Annotated in this window: 19 protein-coding genes and 4 tRNA genes; 1 reads left to right on the top strand and 22 read right to left on the bottom strand. The window is 59.8% G+C overall.

Annotated elements, in window-relative coordinates; translation table 11 throughout:
* Positions 1-53 precede the first annotated feature (53 nt).
* The 4 genes from PMX60_RS07235 to serS all read right to left on the bottom strand — a co-directional run bounded on the left by PMX60_RS07235 (position 54) and on the right by serS (position 2,466).
* Positions 54-130: transfer RNA gene (locus PMX60_RS07235), tRNA-Arg, on the bottom strand.
* Positions 131-477: 347 nt separating this feature from the next.
* Positions 478-554, bottom strand: a tRNA-Arg gene (locus tag PMX60_RS07230).
* 77 nt (positions 555-631) lie between these two features.
* The gene (locus tag PMX60_RS07225; RefSeq protein ID WP_271747378.1) at positions 632-1,009 is read right to left on the bottom strand and encodes a hypothetical protein; all 378 of its coding nucleotides are present in this window, start codon (positions 1,007-1,009) and stop codon (positions 632-634) included.
* Positions 1,010-1,182: 173 nt separating this feature from the next.
* The gene (gene serS / locus PMX60_RS07220; protein WP_271747377.1) at positions 1,183-2,466 is read right to left on the bottom strand and encodes a serine--tRNA ligase; all 1,284 of its coding nucleotides are present in this window, start codon (positions 2,464-2,466) and stop codon (positions 1,183-1,185) included.
* A 111-nt stretch (positions 2,467-2,577) separates the two neighbouring features.
* Here serS and PMX60_RS07215 point away from each other — a divergent pair, with 111 nt between their 5' ends.
* The gene (locus PMX60_RS07215; protein WP_006235069.1) at positions 2,578-2,751 is read left to right on the top strand and encodes a DUF6724 family protein; all 174 of its coding nucleotides are present in this window, start codon (positions 2,578-2,580) and stop codon (positions 2,749-2,751) included.
* 158 nt (positions 2,752-2,909) lie between these two features.
* On the opposite strand, the gene proC is transcribed toward PMX60_RS07215, so the two are convergent.
* From proC to PMX60_RS07125, 18 genes are all read right to left on the bottom strand, one after another.
* Positions 2,910-3,680, bottom strand: coding sequence for a pyrroline-5-carboxylate reductase (gene proC / locus PMX60_RS07210; RefSeq protein WP_055285927.1), 771 nt, complete (start codon positions 3,678-3,680; stop codon positions 2,910-2,912).
* 73 nt (positions 3,681-3,753) lie between these two features.
* Positions 3,754-4,224: a 23S rRNA (pseudouridine(1915)-N(3))-methyltransferase RlmH gene (gene rlmH, locus PMX60_RS07205; RefSeq protein WP_271747376.1), complete on the bottom strand. Its 471-nt coding sequence runs from the start codon at positions 4,222-4,224 to the stop codon at positions 3,754-3,756.
* Positions 4,225-4,230: 6 nt separating this feature from the next.
* On the bottom strand, positions 4,231-5,169 hold the full coding sequence (locus PMX60_RS07200; RefSeq protein ID WP_195362148.1) for an SPFH domain-containing protein: 939 nt from the start codon (positions 5,167-5,169) through the stop codon (positions 4,231-4,233).
* A gap of 289 nt (positions 5,170-5,458) precedes the next feature.
* Positions 5,459-5,545, bottom strand: a tRNA-Leu gene (locus PMX60_RS07195).
* 43 nt (positions 5,546-5,588) lie between these two features.
* The gene (locus tag PMX60_RS07190; protein WP_271747375.1) at positions 5,589-6,506 is read right to left on the bottom strand and encodes a TatD family hydrolase; all 918 of its coding nucleotides are present in this window, start codon (positions 6,504-6,506) and stop codon (positions 5,589-5,591) included.
* On the bottom strand, positions 6,496-7,356 hold the full coding sequence (rsmA, locus tag PMX60_RS07185; RefSeq protein WP_271747374.1) for a 16S rRNA (adenine(1518)-N(6)/adenine(1519)-N(6))-dimethyltransferase RsmA: 861 nt from the start codon (positions 7,354-7,356) through the stop codon (positions 6,496-6,498). Before rsmA ends, PMX60_RS07190 begins: the two co-directional genes overlap by 11 nt.
* A gap of 110 nt (positions 7,357-7,466) precedes the next feature.
* Positions 7,467-9,068 carry a methionine--tRNA ligase gene (gene metG / locus PMX60_RS07180; protein WP_271747373.1) on the bottom strand — a complete coding sequence of 534 codons (1,602 nt, stop codon included), beginning with the start codon at positions 9,066-9,068 and terminating at the stop codon, positions 7,467-7,469.
* Between the two features lie 69 nt (positions 9,069-9,137).
* Positions 9,138-10,016: a 16S rRNA (cytidine(1402)-2'-O)-methyltransferase gene (rsmI, locus tag PMX60_RS07175; RefSeq protein ID WP_035136820.1), complete on the bottom strand. Its 879-nt coding sequence runs from the start codon at positions 10,014-10,016 to the stop codon at positions 9,138-9,140.
* Between the two features lie 6 nt (positions 10,017-10,022).
* Complete coding sequence (locus tag PMX60_RS07170) at positions 10,023-11,084, bottom strand: glycoside hydrolase family 5 protein (RefSeq protein ID WP_138113978.1); 1,062 nt, start codon at positions 11,082-11,084, stop codon at positions 10,023-10,025.
* A gap of 282 nt (positions 11,085-11,366) precedes the next feature.
* Positions 11,367-11,439 (bottom strand) — tRNA-Phe (locus PMX60_RS07165).
* A gap of 123 nt (positions 11,440-11,562) precedes the next feature.
* A complete protein-coding gene (locus tag PMX60_RS07160) occupies positions 11,563-11,847 on the bottom strand; it encodes an ATP-binding protein (protein WP_035137167.1) in 285 nt (94 codons plus the stop codon).
* Positions 11,847-12,113: a hypothetical protein gene (locus PMX60_RS07155; protein WP_117736226.1), complete on the bottom strand. Its 267-nt coding sequence runs from the start codon at positions 12,111-12,113 to the stop codon at positions 11,847-11,849. Before PMX60_RS07155 ends, PMX60_RS07160 begins: the two co-directional genes overlap by 1 nt.
* A 58-nt stretch (positions 12,114-12,171) precedes the next feature.
* A complete protein-coding gene (locus PMX60_RS07150) occupies positions 12,172-12,531 on the bottom strand; it encodes a DUF192 domain-containing protein (RefSeq protein WP_238025108.1) in 360 nt (119 codons plus the stop codon).
* On the bottom strand, positions 12,528-13,004 hold the full coding sequence (locus tag PMX60_RS07145) for a TadE/TadG family type IV pilus assembly protein (RefSeq protein ID WP_055285913.1): 477 nt from the start codon (positions 13,002-13,004) through the stop codon (positions 12,528-12,530). Before PMX60_RS07145 ends, PMX60_RS07150 begins: the two co-directional genes overlap by 4 nt.
* Positions 13,004-15,157, bottom strand: coding sequence for a hypothetical protein (locus tag PMX60_RS07140; protein WP_229030338.1), 2,154 nt, complete (start codon positions 15,155-15,157; stop codon positions 13,004-13,006). The genes PMX60_RS07145 and PMX60_RS07140 overlap by 1 nt, the downstream gene beginning before the upstream one ends.
* A complete protein-coding gene (locus PMX60_RS07135) occupies positions 15,129-15,665 on the bottom strand; it encodes a TadE/TadG family type IV pilus assembly protein (RefSeq protein ID WP_271747372.1) in 537 nt (178 codons plus the stop codon). Before PMX60_RS07135 ends, PMX60_RS07140 begins: the two co-directional genes overlap by 29 nt.
* Complete coding sequence (locus tag PMX60_RS07130; protein WP_138113972.1) at positions 15,601-15,819, bottom strand: hypothetical protein; 219 nt, start codon at positions 15,817-15,819, stop codon at positions 15,601-15,603. Before PMX60_RS07130 ends, PMX60_RS07135 begins: the two co-directional genes overlap by 65 nt.
* Position 15,820: 1 nt before the next feature.
* The gene (locus PMX60_RS07125; protein ID WP_138113970.1) at positions 15,821-16,051 is read right to left on the bottom strand and encodes a hypothetical protein; all 231 of its coding nucleotides are present in this window, start codon (positions 16,049-16,051) and stop codon (positions 15,821-15,823) included.
* Positions 16,052-16,131 lie beyond the last annotated feature (80 nt).

Genomic DNA, 16,131 nt, shown 5'->3' with positions numbered 1-16,131 from the left:
TGCGGTGCCGGCGTAAAAGAAAAGCCCCCGTTGCCGGAGGCTTCAAGTTCGATTGGTGCGGCGTATAGGATTCGAACCTATGACGTTCTGATTCGTAGTCAGACCCTCTATCCAGCTGAGGTAACGCCACGACTTGTTGATTATTATGCACATGGACTGAATAAAGGTCAAGCGTTTTTCAAAAAAAGTTATTGAATTTGATTTTTACTCATTTAGACCACTTGATGCGATCTTCGACGCATCGCGATATAAGAAAAGCTCCCGTTGCCGGGAGCTTTAAAATCAATTGGTGCGGCGTATAGGATTCCGCGCATCCGCTTCGCGGATCCGCACCGGCTTCGCCCGCCTGCCGGCGGACTCGCCCGCGGGCTGAAAACGCTCCGCGTTTTTTTGACGCCCGCGCCTCGACCGAGGTTCGAATCCATGCGGTGCCGGCGTAAAAGAAAAGCCCCCGTTGCCGGAGGCTTCAAGTTCGATTGGTGCGGCGTATAGGATTCGAACCTATGACGTTCTGATTCGTAGTCAGACCCTCTATCCAGCTGAGGTAACGCCGCAGCGCAAGACATATAAAACCACTTTAGCTTATTGGAGTCAAGCTCAATCTCAAACTTTTTTGTGAAACGCAGTTTTGTCATGCTGCTCCGCATATACCGCCGTTCCCCGTACGATCGATTGGCTTTTCGATCACGTCAAACTTGGCATCAAGTTCCCTCAGGAGCGATCTCACCCGCTGGGCACAATCATAATCGGCAAACGAGATGCTCAGCATGCGCGCGACCTGGCTGGAAGTCCCAACTCCATAGAAGTGCTCCAGCGCCACAAGCCCCTCGTGCGTCACAAAGGTCTCGACCACATGCGGCGACTCCTCAAAGCACCATTGTGTCAACGGACCCTCACTCGTCTGCCGAACCACCAGGCCGCCCATGCCAGACGGCTCACACGTTACAAGCAGGTACTCCCCGCCCTCGTCGCTCTCAAACAAAACCACCCGATCATCAAACAGCTCCATCGCGTCCCCTTTCTCTCGCTCTTATTTAGCAAAAGCATAGCAGGTAGATGGCTGTATACAGAACAGTTGTTCGTGTGTTTTCTATTGAGCTGTCCGCACAGCATGGTATGGACCTGCGCACGAAATAGGGCGCCCCCGAAGGAGCGCCCTTGCATATCCCCTATGCAGCCAACTTACGCGACCGGCTCGATCTTCTCGAGACCACCCATGTAAGGACGCAGAACCTCGGGGATCGTGATGGTGCCGTCGGCGTTCTGGTAGTTCTCCAGAATGGCGGCCATGGTGCGGCCGGCCGGCAGGCCGGAACCATTGAGGGTGTGCAGGTAGCGCGAGCCCTTGAAGTTCTCGGGGTCGCGATACTTGATGTTGGCGCGGCGAGCCTGGAAGTCACCGCAGTTGGAGCAGGAGCTGATCTCCTTGTAGGCGTTGTAGCTCGGCAGCCAGACCTCGACGTCGTAGGTCTGACGGGCAGAGAAGCCCAAGTCGCCGGTGCACAGGCTAATCACGCGATACGGAAGGCCCAGCTGCTGCAGCAGGTACTCGGCCTCGGCGGTCATGCTCTCGAGCTCCTCATCGGACTCCTCCGGCTTAGCGAACTTGACCATCTCGACCTTGTCGAACTCGTGCTGACGGATGATGCCGCGGGTGTCGCGACCGGCGGAACCGGCCTCCTCGCGGAAGCAGGGGGTAAAGGCGGTGTAGCGGCGCGGCAGGGTATCGGCGTCGAGGACCTCGCCGGCGTGCAGGTTGGTGAGCACGACCTCGGCGGTAGGGATCAGGAAGTTGTCGCCCGAGACGTGATAGGCGTCATCCTCGAACTTGGGCAGCTGACCCGTGCCAAACATGGTCTGACGCTTGACGACGATAGGCGGCCACCACTCCTTAAAGCCACGGCTGGTGTGCGTATCGAGGAAGAAGTTGATGAGGGCGCGCTCCAGGCGGGCGCCGGCGCCACCGAGAACGGTGAAGCGGCTGCCGGAGAGCTTGTTGCCGCGCTCGAAGTCGAGGATGTCCAGATCGGTGCCCAGATCCCAGTGCGGCTTAAAGTCGAAGTCGAACTCGCGCGGGGTGCCCCAGCGGCGACGCTCGATGTTCTCGTCCTCGTCCTTACCGTACGGGGTGGCATCGCACGGAATGTTGGGCAGGTGAGCCATGAAGTCGTACTGCTCCTGCTCGAGAGCGGTGCGGCGCTCGGCCAGACCGTCAATCTTCTCGTTGACGGCGCGCACGGCCTCCTTGGCGGCCTCGGCCTCCTCCTTCTTGCCCTCCTTCATCAGGGCGCCGATCTTCTTGGACTCGGCATTGCGCGTAGCCTGGAGTTCCTCGACCTCGGTGATGACGGCACGGCGCTCGTCGTCGAGCTCAAAGAACTTCTCGCGATCCCAAGACGTCTGGCGGTTAGCCATGGCGACATCGATGGCATCGGGGTTCTCGCGAACAAACTTGATATCAAGCATTAGATCCTCCGGCGATATACATTCCATTTAGGTTGCAACCTTGTACATGTATGGGCAAGTATATACTTATGAGCGTTTACGACCCAACTCAACTACGCAAGAAGGCACCCAATGGACGCAGTTTTTTCCTTTTTGTTTGGCACCCGCACCGGTTTTGCCATCCTTTTCGCCGGCGGCATCCTGTTATTTGCGATTCTTGCCTTTGTAATGGAGAAGCGTACCCATAAGATGTATGTCGACCGCGGCCCCAAGTCCGAGGATGAGGAAGACAGCTTCTGGGACTAACCTGCCAAAAAGGGACAGGTTTATTTTGGTCTGTTTTATCTGGGCAAACGCAAGCGCCCCGCAACTGGAATTGAGCCAGTTGCGGGGCGCTTTTCGCTAAAAGGACAAAACCGCAGAAAATACCTGCCAAAAACAAACCCGTCTTTTTTTGGTCGGTTTTACTGGAGAGTTGCGTCGATTGCCTTGACCAGGGCGCTGCGCATGCCGGCGTCCTCGAGCGCAACGACGCCCTTGATGGTGGCACCACCGGGCGAGCATACGGCATCCTTCATCGCCGCAGGATGCTGGCCAGTTGCAAGCTGCAGCTTTGCCGTACCCAACACCATCTGGCTCACAATGCGATAGGCATCGGCACGCGGGATACCGTGCTTGACCGCCGCATCGCCCAGGGCCTCGATTGCCATGGCGACAAATGCCGGAGCGCAACCACCCACCGTGCCGCCCACAAACAGCAGGCTCGTATCGAGCTCGACCACCGCACCGAGTTTGCCAAGCAGATCAAGCACCACGGCGCTCTGCTCATCACTAAGCGTGGAAGCCTTCTCGCAAGCGATGACGCCCTCGCCCACCGAAACCGGTGTGTTGGGCACCGTCGAGATATGCGCGACGCCCGGCAGGACCTGCTCCCACTTGGCACTGTCCCAGGTCCAGGCAACCGACAGAACGACCTTTTTGGCAAGAGCATCCTTGAGCGGGGCGAATACCTTCTCGATCATGTACGGTTTGACCGCAGCGACCACGATATCGGATGCGGCGACAACCTCGGCGGCATCGTGGCAGGCGACCATGCCGCGCGCCTCGCAGCGCTCAACCAGTGCGTCGTAGCGACCCGCGCAGGCGCACATGTCGCTCGCAGCTACACCGGCAGCGATCCAGCCATCGGCCATAGCGCTCGCCATATTGCCAAAACCGACAAATCCAATCTTCATATCTCATAGTCCTCTCAGACACGCTCTTCAAAACGAAAGCTATTGTCCCACGGCATTGTTTCGTATTGCCGACCTATTTGTGATACGGCTCGCCACGGCTGATCTTGCAGGCACGGTAAACCTGCTCCAGCAGCACCACGCGCGCCAGGTTATGCGGCAAGGTAATGCGTCCAAAGCTGAGCATCTCGTCGACTCGTGCGCGCACGTCATCGCTCACGCCGTCCGATCCGCCGATTACAAAGGCGATGTCGCTGTTACCACGCAGCATAAGATCGTCGAGCCGCGCCGAGAGCTCCTCACTCGAACGCTCCTTGCCCTCGATAGCCAGCAGGATCACATGCGCTCGAGACGGCAAGGCAGCAAGAATCGCCGCCCCCTCCTTGTCACGTGCGGCATCCACACCGCCCGCCTTGGCCGGGTCGATATCGGCCACCTCGCGGATATCGACCTTGGCATAGGCACCCAGGCGCTTGGTGTACTCAGCGCACGCGTCCTTCCAAAAGCGCTCCTTGAGCTTACCGACGCAAACGACGGTGTATTTCACGCGCGTCTACTCCTTCGAATCGTTTTGAACTTTGCCGGCGGTCAGCATCTGTTCGAACATTGAGGCCGACTGCGAGAAGTCGCTCGGCAGCACGACCGTCGAGGTTTTACCCGTGCGAGCAAACTCCGTCATCATCTCGGACCACTGCGTAAACATGAACAGTTGGTTGGCCTCGTCATTGCCGACACCCGTCTCCTGGATGATCTCGAGCGAATCTTTGATACCCAGCGCGATGGCCTTGCGCTGGTTGGCGATGCCCTCGCCCGCCTTTTCCATAGCCTCGGCCTCGGCGGTCGCCTCGGTGACGCGCTTGATGCGGTCTGCCTCAGCGAGCTCCTGCGCCGCAGCGCGCTTGCGCTGGGCGGCGTTGATGTCGTTCATGGAGTTCTCAACCTCGGTCGGCAGTGCGATTTTGGTGATGAGCGTCGACACGAGGGTGAAGCCGTAGGCGGCCATCTGCTCGGAAACGGTAGCGTTGACATCCTTGGCGATGTCATCCTTCTTGGCAAAGACCTCATCGAGCGTGTAGACGGGAATCGAAGAGCGCAGGGCATCGGTGATAAAATCGCGCATCTGGTCGACGGGCTCCTGCAGCATGTAGTAGCTCTTGTAGATACCCGAATCTGCCGGGCCAGCACCCATGTCATAGCTCACGTGATATTGAGCCGAGACCTCGAGGCCGATGGTCACATTGTCCTGAGTCTTAACGTCGATACCAAAACCGTTTTTCATGGTGCGCAGACTCACCGTGGCAGCCTTGCGGTCGATCACGGGCACTTTCATGTGGAAGCCCGCGTTGACGATGCGGTTGAACTTGCCCAGACGCTCGATGATCACGGCATGCTGCTGTTCAACGACATAGCAGGCGCTGGGAAGCAGCAGCAACAGGATGATGATGGGAATCAAAAGGCTGGTAAGGGCGGCAATGATACCGGAAAACAGCATGGTCTCTCCTCTGATAGGCACACGTTGGCATTAGGATACCCGTCCAAGGAGATCGTGCATATCAAAAAAGCCCCCATTGCTGGGAGCTCTTTCATGTAATGGTGCGGGCGAAAGGACGTCCGCGTATCCGCTTCGCGGATCCGCACCGGCTTCGGCCGCCTGCCGGCGTCCTCGCCAGCTCGCTAAAAACGCTCCGCGTTTTCTTTACGCTCGCTCCTTCGCAGGTTCAAGTCCCTGTGATGGGCCCGTAACAAAAAAAGCTCCCATTGCTGGGAGCTCTTTCATTTAATGGTGCGGGCGAAAGGACTTGAACCTTCATGGGGTTGCCCCCATACGGACCTGAACCGTACGCGTCTGCCAATTCCGCCACGCCCGCGTGCAGGAATTAGAATAACGGAGCGCCACCGCGAACGCAAGAACTATTTTTGAAAAAGTTTGCAGGCATTTTCCCAGGCGGCCTGCGCGATTGTTTCGGCGTCCTCACCTGTGCGATCGACACGGTCGTTAACCAGCGCGTTTGCCGTAATGGAGATCATTGCGGGCTCGCATTCAAGACCGCGGATGGGCTCCGGAGCCATATACGGGCAATCCGTCTCGAACAAAATTCGATCGAGTGGGGTTGCCGCAAATGCCTCGCGCACGTCATCGTTGCGCTTAAAGGTGGCCGCACCACCATAGGCGATATAGCAGCCCAGCTCCACAAAGCGCTCCATCGTGGCGCGGTCCTCGCCAAAGCAGTGCAGTACACAACCGGCCTGGGGCACGCCCACCTCACGAAGCGCGTTGTAGGCGTCCACGTGCGAGGTGCGCTCCTGGTCCGTGTCCTCGTGGCGCAGATGTAGCTCCACCGGCACGTTACGGCACACGGCAAGCTCGAGCTGGCGCGCCATGCAGTCAATCTGCACGCTATGGGGCGCCGGCGCGATGTCGTCGTCGTAATCCATGTGGTAGTCCAGGCCGATTTCGCCAATACCGGCGCATAAGGGGTCATCGAGTGCGGCAACGACCTGTGTGTGAACGTCGTCGGTATAGTCCGGCGCGCCATACGGATGCACGCCGGCAAGATACTTGATCTGCGGGATATCCTGCATCGGCAGAATTTCGCGCACGAGCCAGTCGCTATAGTCCGTCACGCTGCGTTTGTCAGCGATGGGGTCGAACATCGTCACCAACAGGTCGACACCCGCGGCTTTGGCGCGCACGAGCGTCTCGGGCACTTCTTTGCCCCAAAACGAAAGCAGATGCGCATGCGTATCGGCAAGCGGTGCCAAGGGCACGGGGCAGGCGACCGTCTTCTTTTTCTTGGTAAACGTCACGCGTTCGGCATTAGGCATCATGGATTAGCTCCTGGGCCAGGCGGACAAAGTCGGCAACATCAAGCGTCTCGGCGCGCGTAGTGGGCGCGATACCGCAAGCCTCAAAGGCGGCATCGAGCACGTCCTTGGCAAAGCCGTTGGCGCTCATGGAATTACGGATGGTCTTGCGACGCTGAGCAAATGCGGCGTCAATCACGCGAGCCACAAAGTCGCGATCGAGTCCTTCGGGCACCACGCCGCCAACACGGTCGATACGCACGACAGCCGAGTCCACGTGCGGCGCCGGCATAAAGCAACGCGGCGGCACCTCAAAGCGACCCGTCACCTGCGCATACAGGCCGAGCTTTGCCGTATAGCCGCCATAGGTCTTGTTGCCCGGCACTGCGGCAATGCGATCGGCAACCTCCTTTTGCACCATGACGACGGCACGCTTGAGCGCCGGCATCGTCTGGAAGAACTGCAGGATGATCGTCGCCGCCACGTTATAGGGCAGGTTCGCGACAAACACCGTCGGCTCACCGCCCGCAGCCTGCTCAATCTGCTCCGGCGTCACCCTGAGCGCGTCGCCCATGATAAAGCGGAAGTTGGCATAGTCGGCGGCGTGGGCGTCGAGCACCGGCTCGAGCTCGGGATCTGCTTCGATCGACGTGACGCACGCCGCTTCCTGCAGCAGCGCAAGCGTCAACGTACCGCAACCCGGACCCACCTCGAGTACGCGCTCGTCACCTGCAAGCTCGGCAAGCTCGCAGATACGCTCGATCACATGGTTGTCGATTAGAAAGTTTTGGCCCAGGCGATGCTTGGTCGCAAGGCCAAACTCCTCCAGCAGCTCCCTAGTTGCCGTGGGGTTTGCCAAAGGCGAAGTTGTCATGGTTGCCTCCTTAGCATGATGGCGGCGTCTTGAAACGAAAGGGCATGGACCGTTGCGGCCATGCCCTTACATCCAAACAGCAAATTGCCGATATGGCGCTCGCGCGGTCTCTACGCCAGACGCGGGAACAGCGGATCGCCCTTCTCGACGGGCTGACCGCCGGCAAGCAGGCCCCAAGTGCAAATGCCCTTGAGGTCGTCGCTCGCGGCCTCGCCCTCACAGGACAGACGGCGCAGAGCCTCGACAGAAGTCTGGGGCATGAGCGGCATCAGCAGGTGAGCAGCAATGCGAATGGCCTCGAGCAGGTTGTAGATCACAAATGCCAGTTCGTCAGCCTTGGCCTCGTCCTTGGCAAGCGCCCAAGGCTCGGAGTCCTCGATGTAGTGGTTGGCGGCGTGGATGAGCTCCATGACCTCGTCCTTGGCTCCGCCGTAATCGAGCACGTCCATCTTGGCCATGTAGCGCTCGACCAGACCATCGGCAATCTTTGCCAGCGGGTTGTCGAACGCGTCGGCAGATGCCGGTTTAGCCGGGGCGCAGCCGTCAAAGTACTTTGCGCTCATGTTGAGCGAGCGAGAAATGAGGTTACCCCAGCTGTTGGCCAGATCGGCGTTGTAGACCTGCTCCATGCGATCGAAGCTGATGGCACCGTCGGTGCCGGGGACGACGTCGGTCATAAAGTAGTAGCGATAGCCCTCGACGCCCAACATGTCGATAACGTCCTGCGGAGCGATGGCGTTGCCGCGGCTCTTGGACATCTTCTCGGCCTTGCCGGTCTCGGCATTGCGCACGGTCAGGAAGCCGTGGGCAAAGACGTGCTCGGGCAGGGCCTCGCCGATGGCCATGAGCATGGCGGGCCAAATGACGCAGTGGAAGCGGATGATGTCCTTGCCCACGATGTGGAACTGCGCGGGCCAGCGATAGGCCAGCTCGGCACGCGCCTCGTCGGTGTCGACACCGTAGCCGACGGCCGTCATATAGTTGAGCAGCGCATCGAACCACACGTAGGTCACGTGACCCTCGTCAAACGGGACCTGAATGCCCCAGTCAAAGCTCGTACGGCTCACGGAAAGGTCATTAAGGCCGCCCTCGACAAAGCTACGTACCTCGTTCATGCGGAACGCAGGCTCGACAAAGTCGGGGTGCTCGTCGTAAAGCTTGAGCAGCTTGTCCTGGAAAGCGGAAAGCTTAAAGAAGTAGGACTCCTCCTGCACGCGCTCAAGCGGACGGTGGCAGTCGGGGCACAGGTGCTGGCCGACGCTGCCGTACTCCTCGTCGCCCTTCTGGACCTGCGTATCGGTGAAGTAGGTCTCGTCAGGCACGCAATACCAACCGTCGTAGCTGCCCTTATACAGGTAGCCGGACTCCTTCATGCGCTCCCACAGGTACTGCACGGCATGATGCTGGCGCGGCTCGGTGGTGCGGATGAAGTCGTCGTTGGAGATCTCGAGCTTGCTCCAAAGCTCCTTGAAGTGCGGAGCCTGGCTGTCGGTCCACTCCTGCGGCGTCATGTTGTGCTTGGCTGCGGCCTCGGCGACCTTCTCGCCGTGCTCGTCCATGCCGGTCAGGAACTTGACGTTATAGCCGGCGGAGCGACGATAACGGGCCTGAACGTCGGCGATGATGGTGGAATAAGCCGTGCCCAGGTGCGGATCGGCGTTGACGTAGTAGATGGGCGTCGTGATAAAGAACGAAGGCTTACTTTGATCCATGGGGTTTGTCCTCCAGAAAAACGTTGCATACAGGGGATGATTCTAGCGCAAGGGCTGGATATCCTCCATCTATTGCATATCGAGCACCATGGCATAGACATCGCGCTTACGGCGCGAGTACTTCTGCGACAGGCGCTTGGCCACCGCAGAGGCGGGCTCTCCCTCCTCGAGCGCGGCGCGGATATCCTCGCGCAGAGCCTCGTCGGGATCCGCTGCCGCGGCGCCAACCGGCACGATACCGGCCTCCTCATCTTCGCTCGGCGGCGCGATGACCAGCGCAATCTCGCCCTTTACCTCGCCGCGAGCACGCAGCTCCTCGGCGAGCTGGGCGGCGGGCCCGCGCAAGACCTCCTCGTGCAGCTTGGTGAGTTCGCGGCAGACGGCAACCTCACGTTGGGGAAAGACCTCCGCCACGGCCTCGAGCGTCGCCACGATGCGATGTGGAGACTCGTAGAAGATGAGTGCGCCGGGCACCACGGCAAGACGCTGCAGTCGGCGCACGCGGTCGCCGTGCTTGCGACCCAAAAAGCCTTCGAAGAAGAAATGCTCGCAGGGAATGCCGGACGAAACGAGCGCCGTGACGCAAGCAGAAGGCCCGGGAATAACTTCGACGGGCACATCGGCCTCACGCGCCGCCTCGACCAGCGCCTGGCCGGGATCGGACACGCTCGGCATGCCGGCGTCCGAGGCAAAGGCGAGGGTCTCCCCCGCCAGCAGGCGGTCGACCAGGCCGGCGGCGCGGCTGGCGATCACATTCTCGTCGCAACGGACAAGCGGCTTGGAAATGCCCAGGTGCATCAGCAGCTTTGACGTCACACGCGTGTCTTCGCAGCAGATGACATCGGCAGCGGCAAAGGCTTCGCCAACGCGCGGGGACAGGTCGCCCAGGTTGCCGATGGGCGTGCCGACCACATAGAGTTTGCCCGTATGGGCGCTGTTTTGCGTCATATCAACCTATTCAATCATGCCGCGCTCGAGCGTGCCGAGCGCCGCGCGGGCGTCCCATGCTGCAATGCGCTTCTCGGTCTTCCACGTTTGGAAGAACCAACCGGCAGCCGGCGCAAACGAAGCCAGCTGATTGGCGATAAACACGCGCTCGTAGGCATTGCGGCCCTCGGGCGTAACCGACGAGTTGGCAAAGATCGCCGCGCCCGACCATTCGCCCACCAGCACGGGGAACCCAGTTGAAATCGCTTCTTTAAGCTCGCGCTTGTTACGCGAAATCGCCGTCGTCAGCCCGCGGGGGCTCGTGATGTCGAGCGCATGCTCGTCGCGGTAATGGTACAGGTGAAGGTCCATGTAGACGTTCTTGTACTTGGCGCCGCGCATAAAATGCTTCCACTCGCTGGGATGCCCCGACGACGAGAAAACGACGATCTTATCCTCGGGCATATACGAACGGACGAGCTCGTAAGCATCGCGATAGAAATTGCGCAGGTAGTGAGCAGGAATGCCATCCGTCATGGTGAAGAGGCTCTTGCGGACACTCATCTGCGGCGTATCCAGCAGCTCAATACCCAGCAGGCTCTCGGCCTCGCCGTAGCGATCGGCCAAGCGCTCGAGCACGTCGAGTGCGACATGACGACCGTTGGTGGACGAATGCCACTCGGCAACAGCCTCCGGCGTGGCGGGCGAATCGTTGGAATCGCCCTGGCCACCGGGCACAGTCGCCAGGTCAAGCAGCACGCGAATGTTGTACTTGGCAGCCCACTCAATCGCGCGGTCGATGTAATCGACAACCGAGATGTAGGAGGCATCGGACTCCTGTGAGCCAAAGGCATACCAAGGCACCGGCAGGCGCACGGCGTTGAGGCCGATCTGCGCCATGCGACGGAAATCGTCCTCGCTCACAAACGTCTCGTAATGACGGCGCATGCGCTCGTTATAGGCGGCGGTGCCCATGGCCTCCTGCAGCTCGGCCGCGTTGGATGCACCGGTCGCCGCGTATAGCGACGGGGTCACCCAAGGCTCGGGAATAAACCAGCCAGAGAGATTAACGCCGAGTATCCTCTCCATCACTGCCCCCTTCGGATCGTGCAGGCCGAGCCTGCATCGTATTGCATAGGAAAAGTATCGTTTTGAGTATACCCGCGCATGCGGGCAGACGACCGAACGGTCTGTAAAGTGGCGCAAAAGCGGGAGGAATGTCTGAGCGGGCGGGCCCGAGATGTGCACGCACGTCGGAAGTAAGCGCCGGAAAGCGCATCCCACTCTGAAGCCAAATTCCGGGACGCAATTTCCGCAGAGCCCTCAATAAAAGAAAAGGACCCCTTTGCAGAGGTCCTAGTCAATTCAAGGTGGCGGGGAAGGGAATCGAACCCCTGACACGAGGATTTTCAGTCCTCTGCTCTACCAACTGAGCTACCCAGCCATTTGAGGTGTGCCTTGTTTCAAGGCTTGATTAGTATAACCAAGGACGCGTTCCGGTCAACCGAGAATTTTAAAAAAGTTTTTGAGCACAGCCTCGGTTCTATAAATCGGCACGTCAGAGGCATCAGCCGGCAGCAAGAAGTTTTTCACTCAGAGCCGCACGGGCAAACTCACTTGGCGTCATCCCCTCGGCAGCCGCCCGTCGACGAATGGCCTCCTTCATTCCCAGAGGAATCTTGACCGACAGCGTTGCCGTCCCCTCACCTGAGAGCGGGGGCCGTCCATGCACGATCCCACCAACGGTGTGTTCGCCATCCGGAAACTCTCCGCGCTCGTACGACTCGCACCACGCGTCAATCATTTCATCCGTTACAACCTGACCATTAGCGGCCGTATACGTCTTGCCCATCATCGACCCCTTTGCCGAGCCTGTTCAATCTCCTGCCAAAATTTCTTCTGGACTGGAGACAAGGCATGAATGATAAGCCACCCACGGACAAGCTCGACCGCGACAAGCTCCACGCTTCGTCCGTCTGGGAGCCATCCAATCGCAAGCCATCTCGGCGGCTCGTCCTTCGACTCGCGACGAATGCACTCAGTAACCGCAAGCCAAGCGCTAAGCACCTGCTTTTCCGTCAGGTGCTTTTTAGCGTTGGGATGAATCTCAACATCCATGCATCTTCTCCTCCATCTTACCCAATTTCGTATGACGAAAGTCCACTGTCGCCAATTCTTAAGCCGGCACGCGTTGGAGAGCAGGGGTCGAAACAATGATTGAAGGACGCTCTAGTACGGCCCAGGCGCCGGGGCAGGAGCACATGCGCCAAGGGCGGACGTTTTCGTAGCGCGCGAGGATATTGCCGTCGCGATCGATGAAGGCGATGTCGATGGGATAGGCCATAAAACACGTATGGACCGAAGAGCAGCGTGGAAACGCCATGACGAGCGGCAGGCCGTTGGCGGCAACCGGACGCCGTCCCAGCATGCCGCGCAGGCGCACGACAAACGACTCCGCCACCACAAACTCGGCCGGCGTCCAACCCAGCCTATTGAGTGCCCGCGCGTAGACGATGTAGGACGAGACCGCGGTCACATGACCACCCCCGGACGCCATGGATCGACCGTCACCGCACGCTCGTGCGACAACGTTGTCGGCGCCCCCAGCGGAACGCCAGCGATGCTGAGAGAAGTCGGCCACGGCTCATAGTGCATGGTACAGGTGTAGGTCCTAAACGTACCGGATAGGGAGAGCAGGCCACCATCCGATGCCTCCGCGCCTTGCTCGCTCGACACTTCGATCTGCAAGTCATAGCCTTCCATGGCATTCAGAATTTGAGTCTGAACCGTCGCCGAGGCATCGGCAGAGCTTTCGTCGCCCTCCCCCTCCGACGCCACGGCGTGCGCCAACACGATGTCGGGCACCACGCGGTCGAAGCGCGCAACAGCGCTGGCAAAGATCATGACGTTGTACACGATGAGTGCCAGCACCAGCAAAACGGGCGTAACCACTGCCATCTCAACCGTCGCTTGGGCGCGCTCCTCGCGCAGACGCATGCGGATACTCATTACGACCCACCGCCCAGAGCGCCAACCAGCGTGGCGACATCGACGGTGAGCGGGATGGAGCCGCCGCCGGGCAGAGGAATCTCCGCAAGTGTGAACACCGTACCGCTAATGGTGCGTTCGACTTGATATTCCAACGCCTCGCAAAGCGCCTTGGGATCGGTCACGCCCAACGGAATACTTCGCAGTTTGTCTTGCGTTTGAGAGAGACCCGCAATGTCAGACCCCGGACTCTTAATGACGTTGGCGGAATCGGTCAGCACCGGCTTTCGCAGGCGCAAGTCGCACGGTTCCAAACCCAGCGCCGCCACGGACGCCGAAACGGTATCGCCGAGCCACGATGCAATGGAGCCCAACGCACCGCTGCCCCCTCCTAGGTCTTTAATCATCTCGTCCATAAGTTCGTCGGCCGAACCTTGGATGTCTCCGTATCCCACGAGTAGCCGTCCCCAAACATCCATGACGCCGTCGAGCACGCCGGCAACGCCGCCCGAGCGTTCCTTCAATGTCGAGAAAAATCGCGAAAGCACGTTGTTTTGCGCCGTCGCCTCATCGGGCGCCAGCACCGCGGCAGAGATAGCACCGCGATCGCCAAGCCTGACTGCCGCGTTAAACGAGGAGTTAAGTTGATCGGGGCTGGTAATGTCACCCGAAACTGCAAAGGCGACCACGCCGTTGCGGCCAGGTGGGGCGATACGCGGGCGCTCGCCGGAAAGCGCTTTAATGGCCTGGTCAAACGCATTGCCCGCACGGTCGGCCTCATCCTCGGTCTGACGCTCAAGTTCGAGTTCTTTGTTGCGGCATTCGACGTAGTCTTCCAGAGCCTCTTTGAATCGATCAAAGTGGTACTCAAAGCCGTTTTCGATAGAAGTCGAAGGAGCCGCAACGGCACCGAGCGACGAAACACCAAAATGGCATCTATTGCATTTGTCCTGCCCGTCATAAGCAGCAACCGAGGCCAGCCCGCATGGCGCCCCCTTCTTATAGTTGGGGCAACTCGTTCCGTAATGCAGATACGTCTTGCCATCGATGGCACTGGTTGGCCACACCGTATCGGTATAGAGTTCCGTCGCTCGCACCTCGTCAGTGTTGCGCGGCAACAGCGGGATATAGGAAGCGACTTCATCTCCGTCCTCGGTTACATATGCACGATTGACCTCTGTACTCGCATAGGTGTAAAACGCCTTGCGCGCCGCCGACTCCGCCTTCGTCTCGACGCTTGAACCCTGCGGTTTTTCGTCTGCCAGGCGTTGACGGTAGTAGGTCTTCGCGCGGTCGAGCGCCACCTGTGGCTCCCACGAAATGCTCGAGGCATAATGCGGGTTCTGCTCACCCGAGAGCTTTGCCAAACTCCTCGTACGTTCCCACATGCATGAACAGCTACCGACCGAAGCCGGAACCGATCCACCGCAATCCGCAAGCCAGGCGCGTTCTTTTGCTTTCGCCGTCTCCTCCAAGGCCTTCTGCAGCTCATCTGCTGCGCGCTCCAGATCTTTCGATGTGTCTTTAATGGCATCGGTCGAGATCTCAGAACCCTCGAGCGCAACGAAATCCGACTCGGACGTCCTGGGCACGGCAAGCGCCGTACCGGTATAGGTCACACTATCGGTATCCTGCGCCGACACCGCCTGCGTGGCACGCGCGGCAATCAGATACGGCAGAGCCGTCTCGATTTTCTGCAAGCCTTCCGATGCGCTTTTGGCAAACTTGTTGCGCGTTTTAATGATCTCAATCCCGGTGTCGACCATATTGCCGGCAACTGGTTCGGCACCCGGGATGAGGATGGCGACCAGGCCCGTCCCGATCGTGGCAAACCCCGCTAGCCCCAGACTCAAGATGCTCGCATCAACCACCGTGGCAGCCGTGTGATAGGACGACACTACGTTGGCACCCGCCAGCGCGCCGCTATCGGCCGCCACCTGGGTGTCCCCCGCGCGCGACATGCTCCATATCGCCGCGGTCGACGAAAACAACAACGTGAGCACCACTAGGATGACCACGGCAGAAGAAAGCGTGGTGTAGGCACCGTCTTCGATAAACAGGTCGATACCGGCGCGGCCCATAAAGCCGCCTCGCTTGCGATGGCAGCTCGGACGGCGCGTCAAAACGCGTCTAGACCAGAAACGCTTAATCCCATGCAGCAATCCACGAATCATAATCTCCCTCCAGCCATTCGGGACGTGATTGATACGAGACATCGACCTTGAGCTCAACGTAGCCACCCTCGGCGGTACCACCCATAGCCTGCGCAAACGCACCGATCACAGGCAACGGCTTGACCTCGCCGGAAACGGACACGGACGAGACGCCACCCGCATCGGCCCGGCTAAGCTCAATATCCCACGACAACGGCCCGCCGGCATGAAAGATCGAAACGTTGGGCACTGCGGCAAGCCGGCGGCGGGTGAACTCCTTAAGATCGTCGTCCTCCGCCGTCGTCGTGATCATGAGCCGCGCGGTCTCGGCGGCGGCAGACTCCATGACCGCGCGCGTATAAAGCAGGCACACCGGTTGCAGTGCGAGAAGGACGAGCGTCAGAAACGTCGGCAGCAAAAAAGCGGCCTCGACCGTAGACTGCGCCCAGTCCTCGCGCGCGATATCAATACAACGCGATGTCCTTAGCGCCCGCAGCGGCGTCGATAACCGACGTCGAGGCAACGCCATGGGATGCCGCCCGCTCAACCAGCGCCGCCAAGCGTCCATCGGTGCCAGCACGCCAAAGTCCCACAATCGCCAGCACGATCGATAACAGCGCCACCGTGACGATGGCGTATTCCACAGTCGCTTGGGCAGATTCCTCGCGCAGGACGTCATGCATTTCACGACCCCTCCTTTGAGTTCGATGCCTGCGGGCTCAGGCGGATCACGCGCAGGCGGCACGAGGCATCGCCGGCATCCGCGGCAACCGTCACCATATCGACCCAGCCGCGCCCATCGCGCACGATGGCGCCCCATACGTTGCCCTTAATATCAAGATAGCCGCTCAGGGCGAGCTGGGCCGTTGGCACCTCGCGGTAGGCGCGTAACATATCCGCCGCTGCCTCGGTCATCGGTCGGTCCTCAGACCATGCAAGCCGGACCGTAATCGCGTTGTCCCCAGGCGAATCCGTCGCAGTGCCAGACCGCTTGT

It is taken from the genome of Collinsella aerofaciens (assembly GCF_028206995.1).
Taxonomy (GTDB): Bacteria; Actinomycetota; Coriobacteriia; order Coriobacteriales; family Coriobacteriaceae; genus Collinsella; species Collinsella aerofaciens_AQ.
The sequence above is the reverse complement of the archived record's forward strand: the minus strand, read 5'-3'. Positions and strand labels throughout refer to the sequence as shown.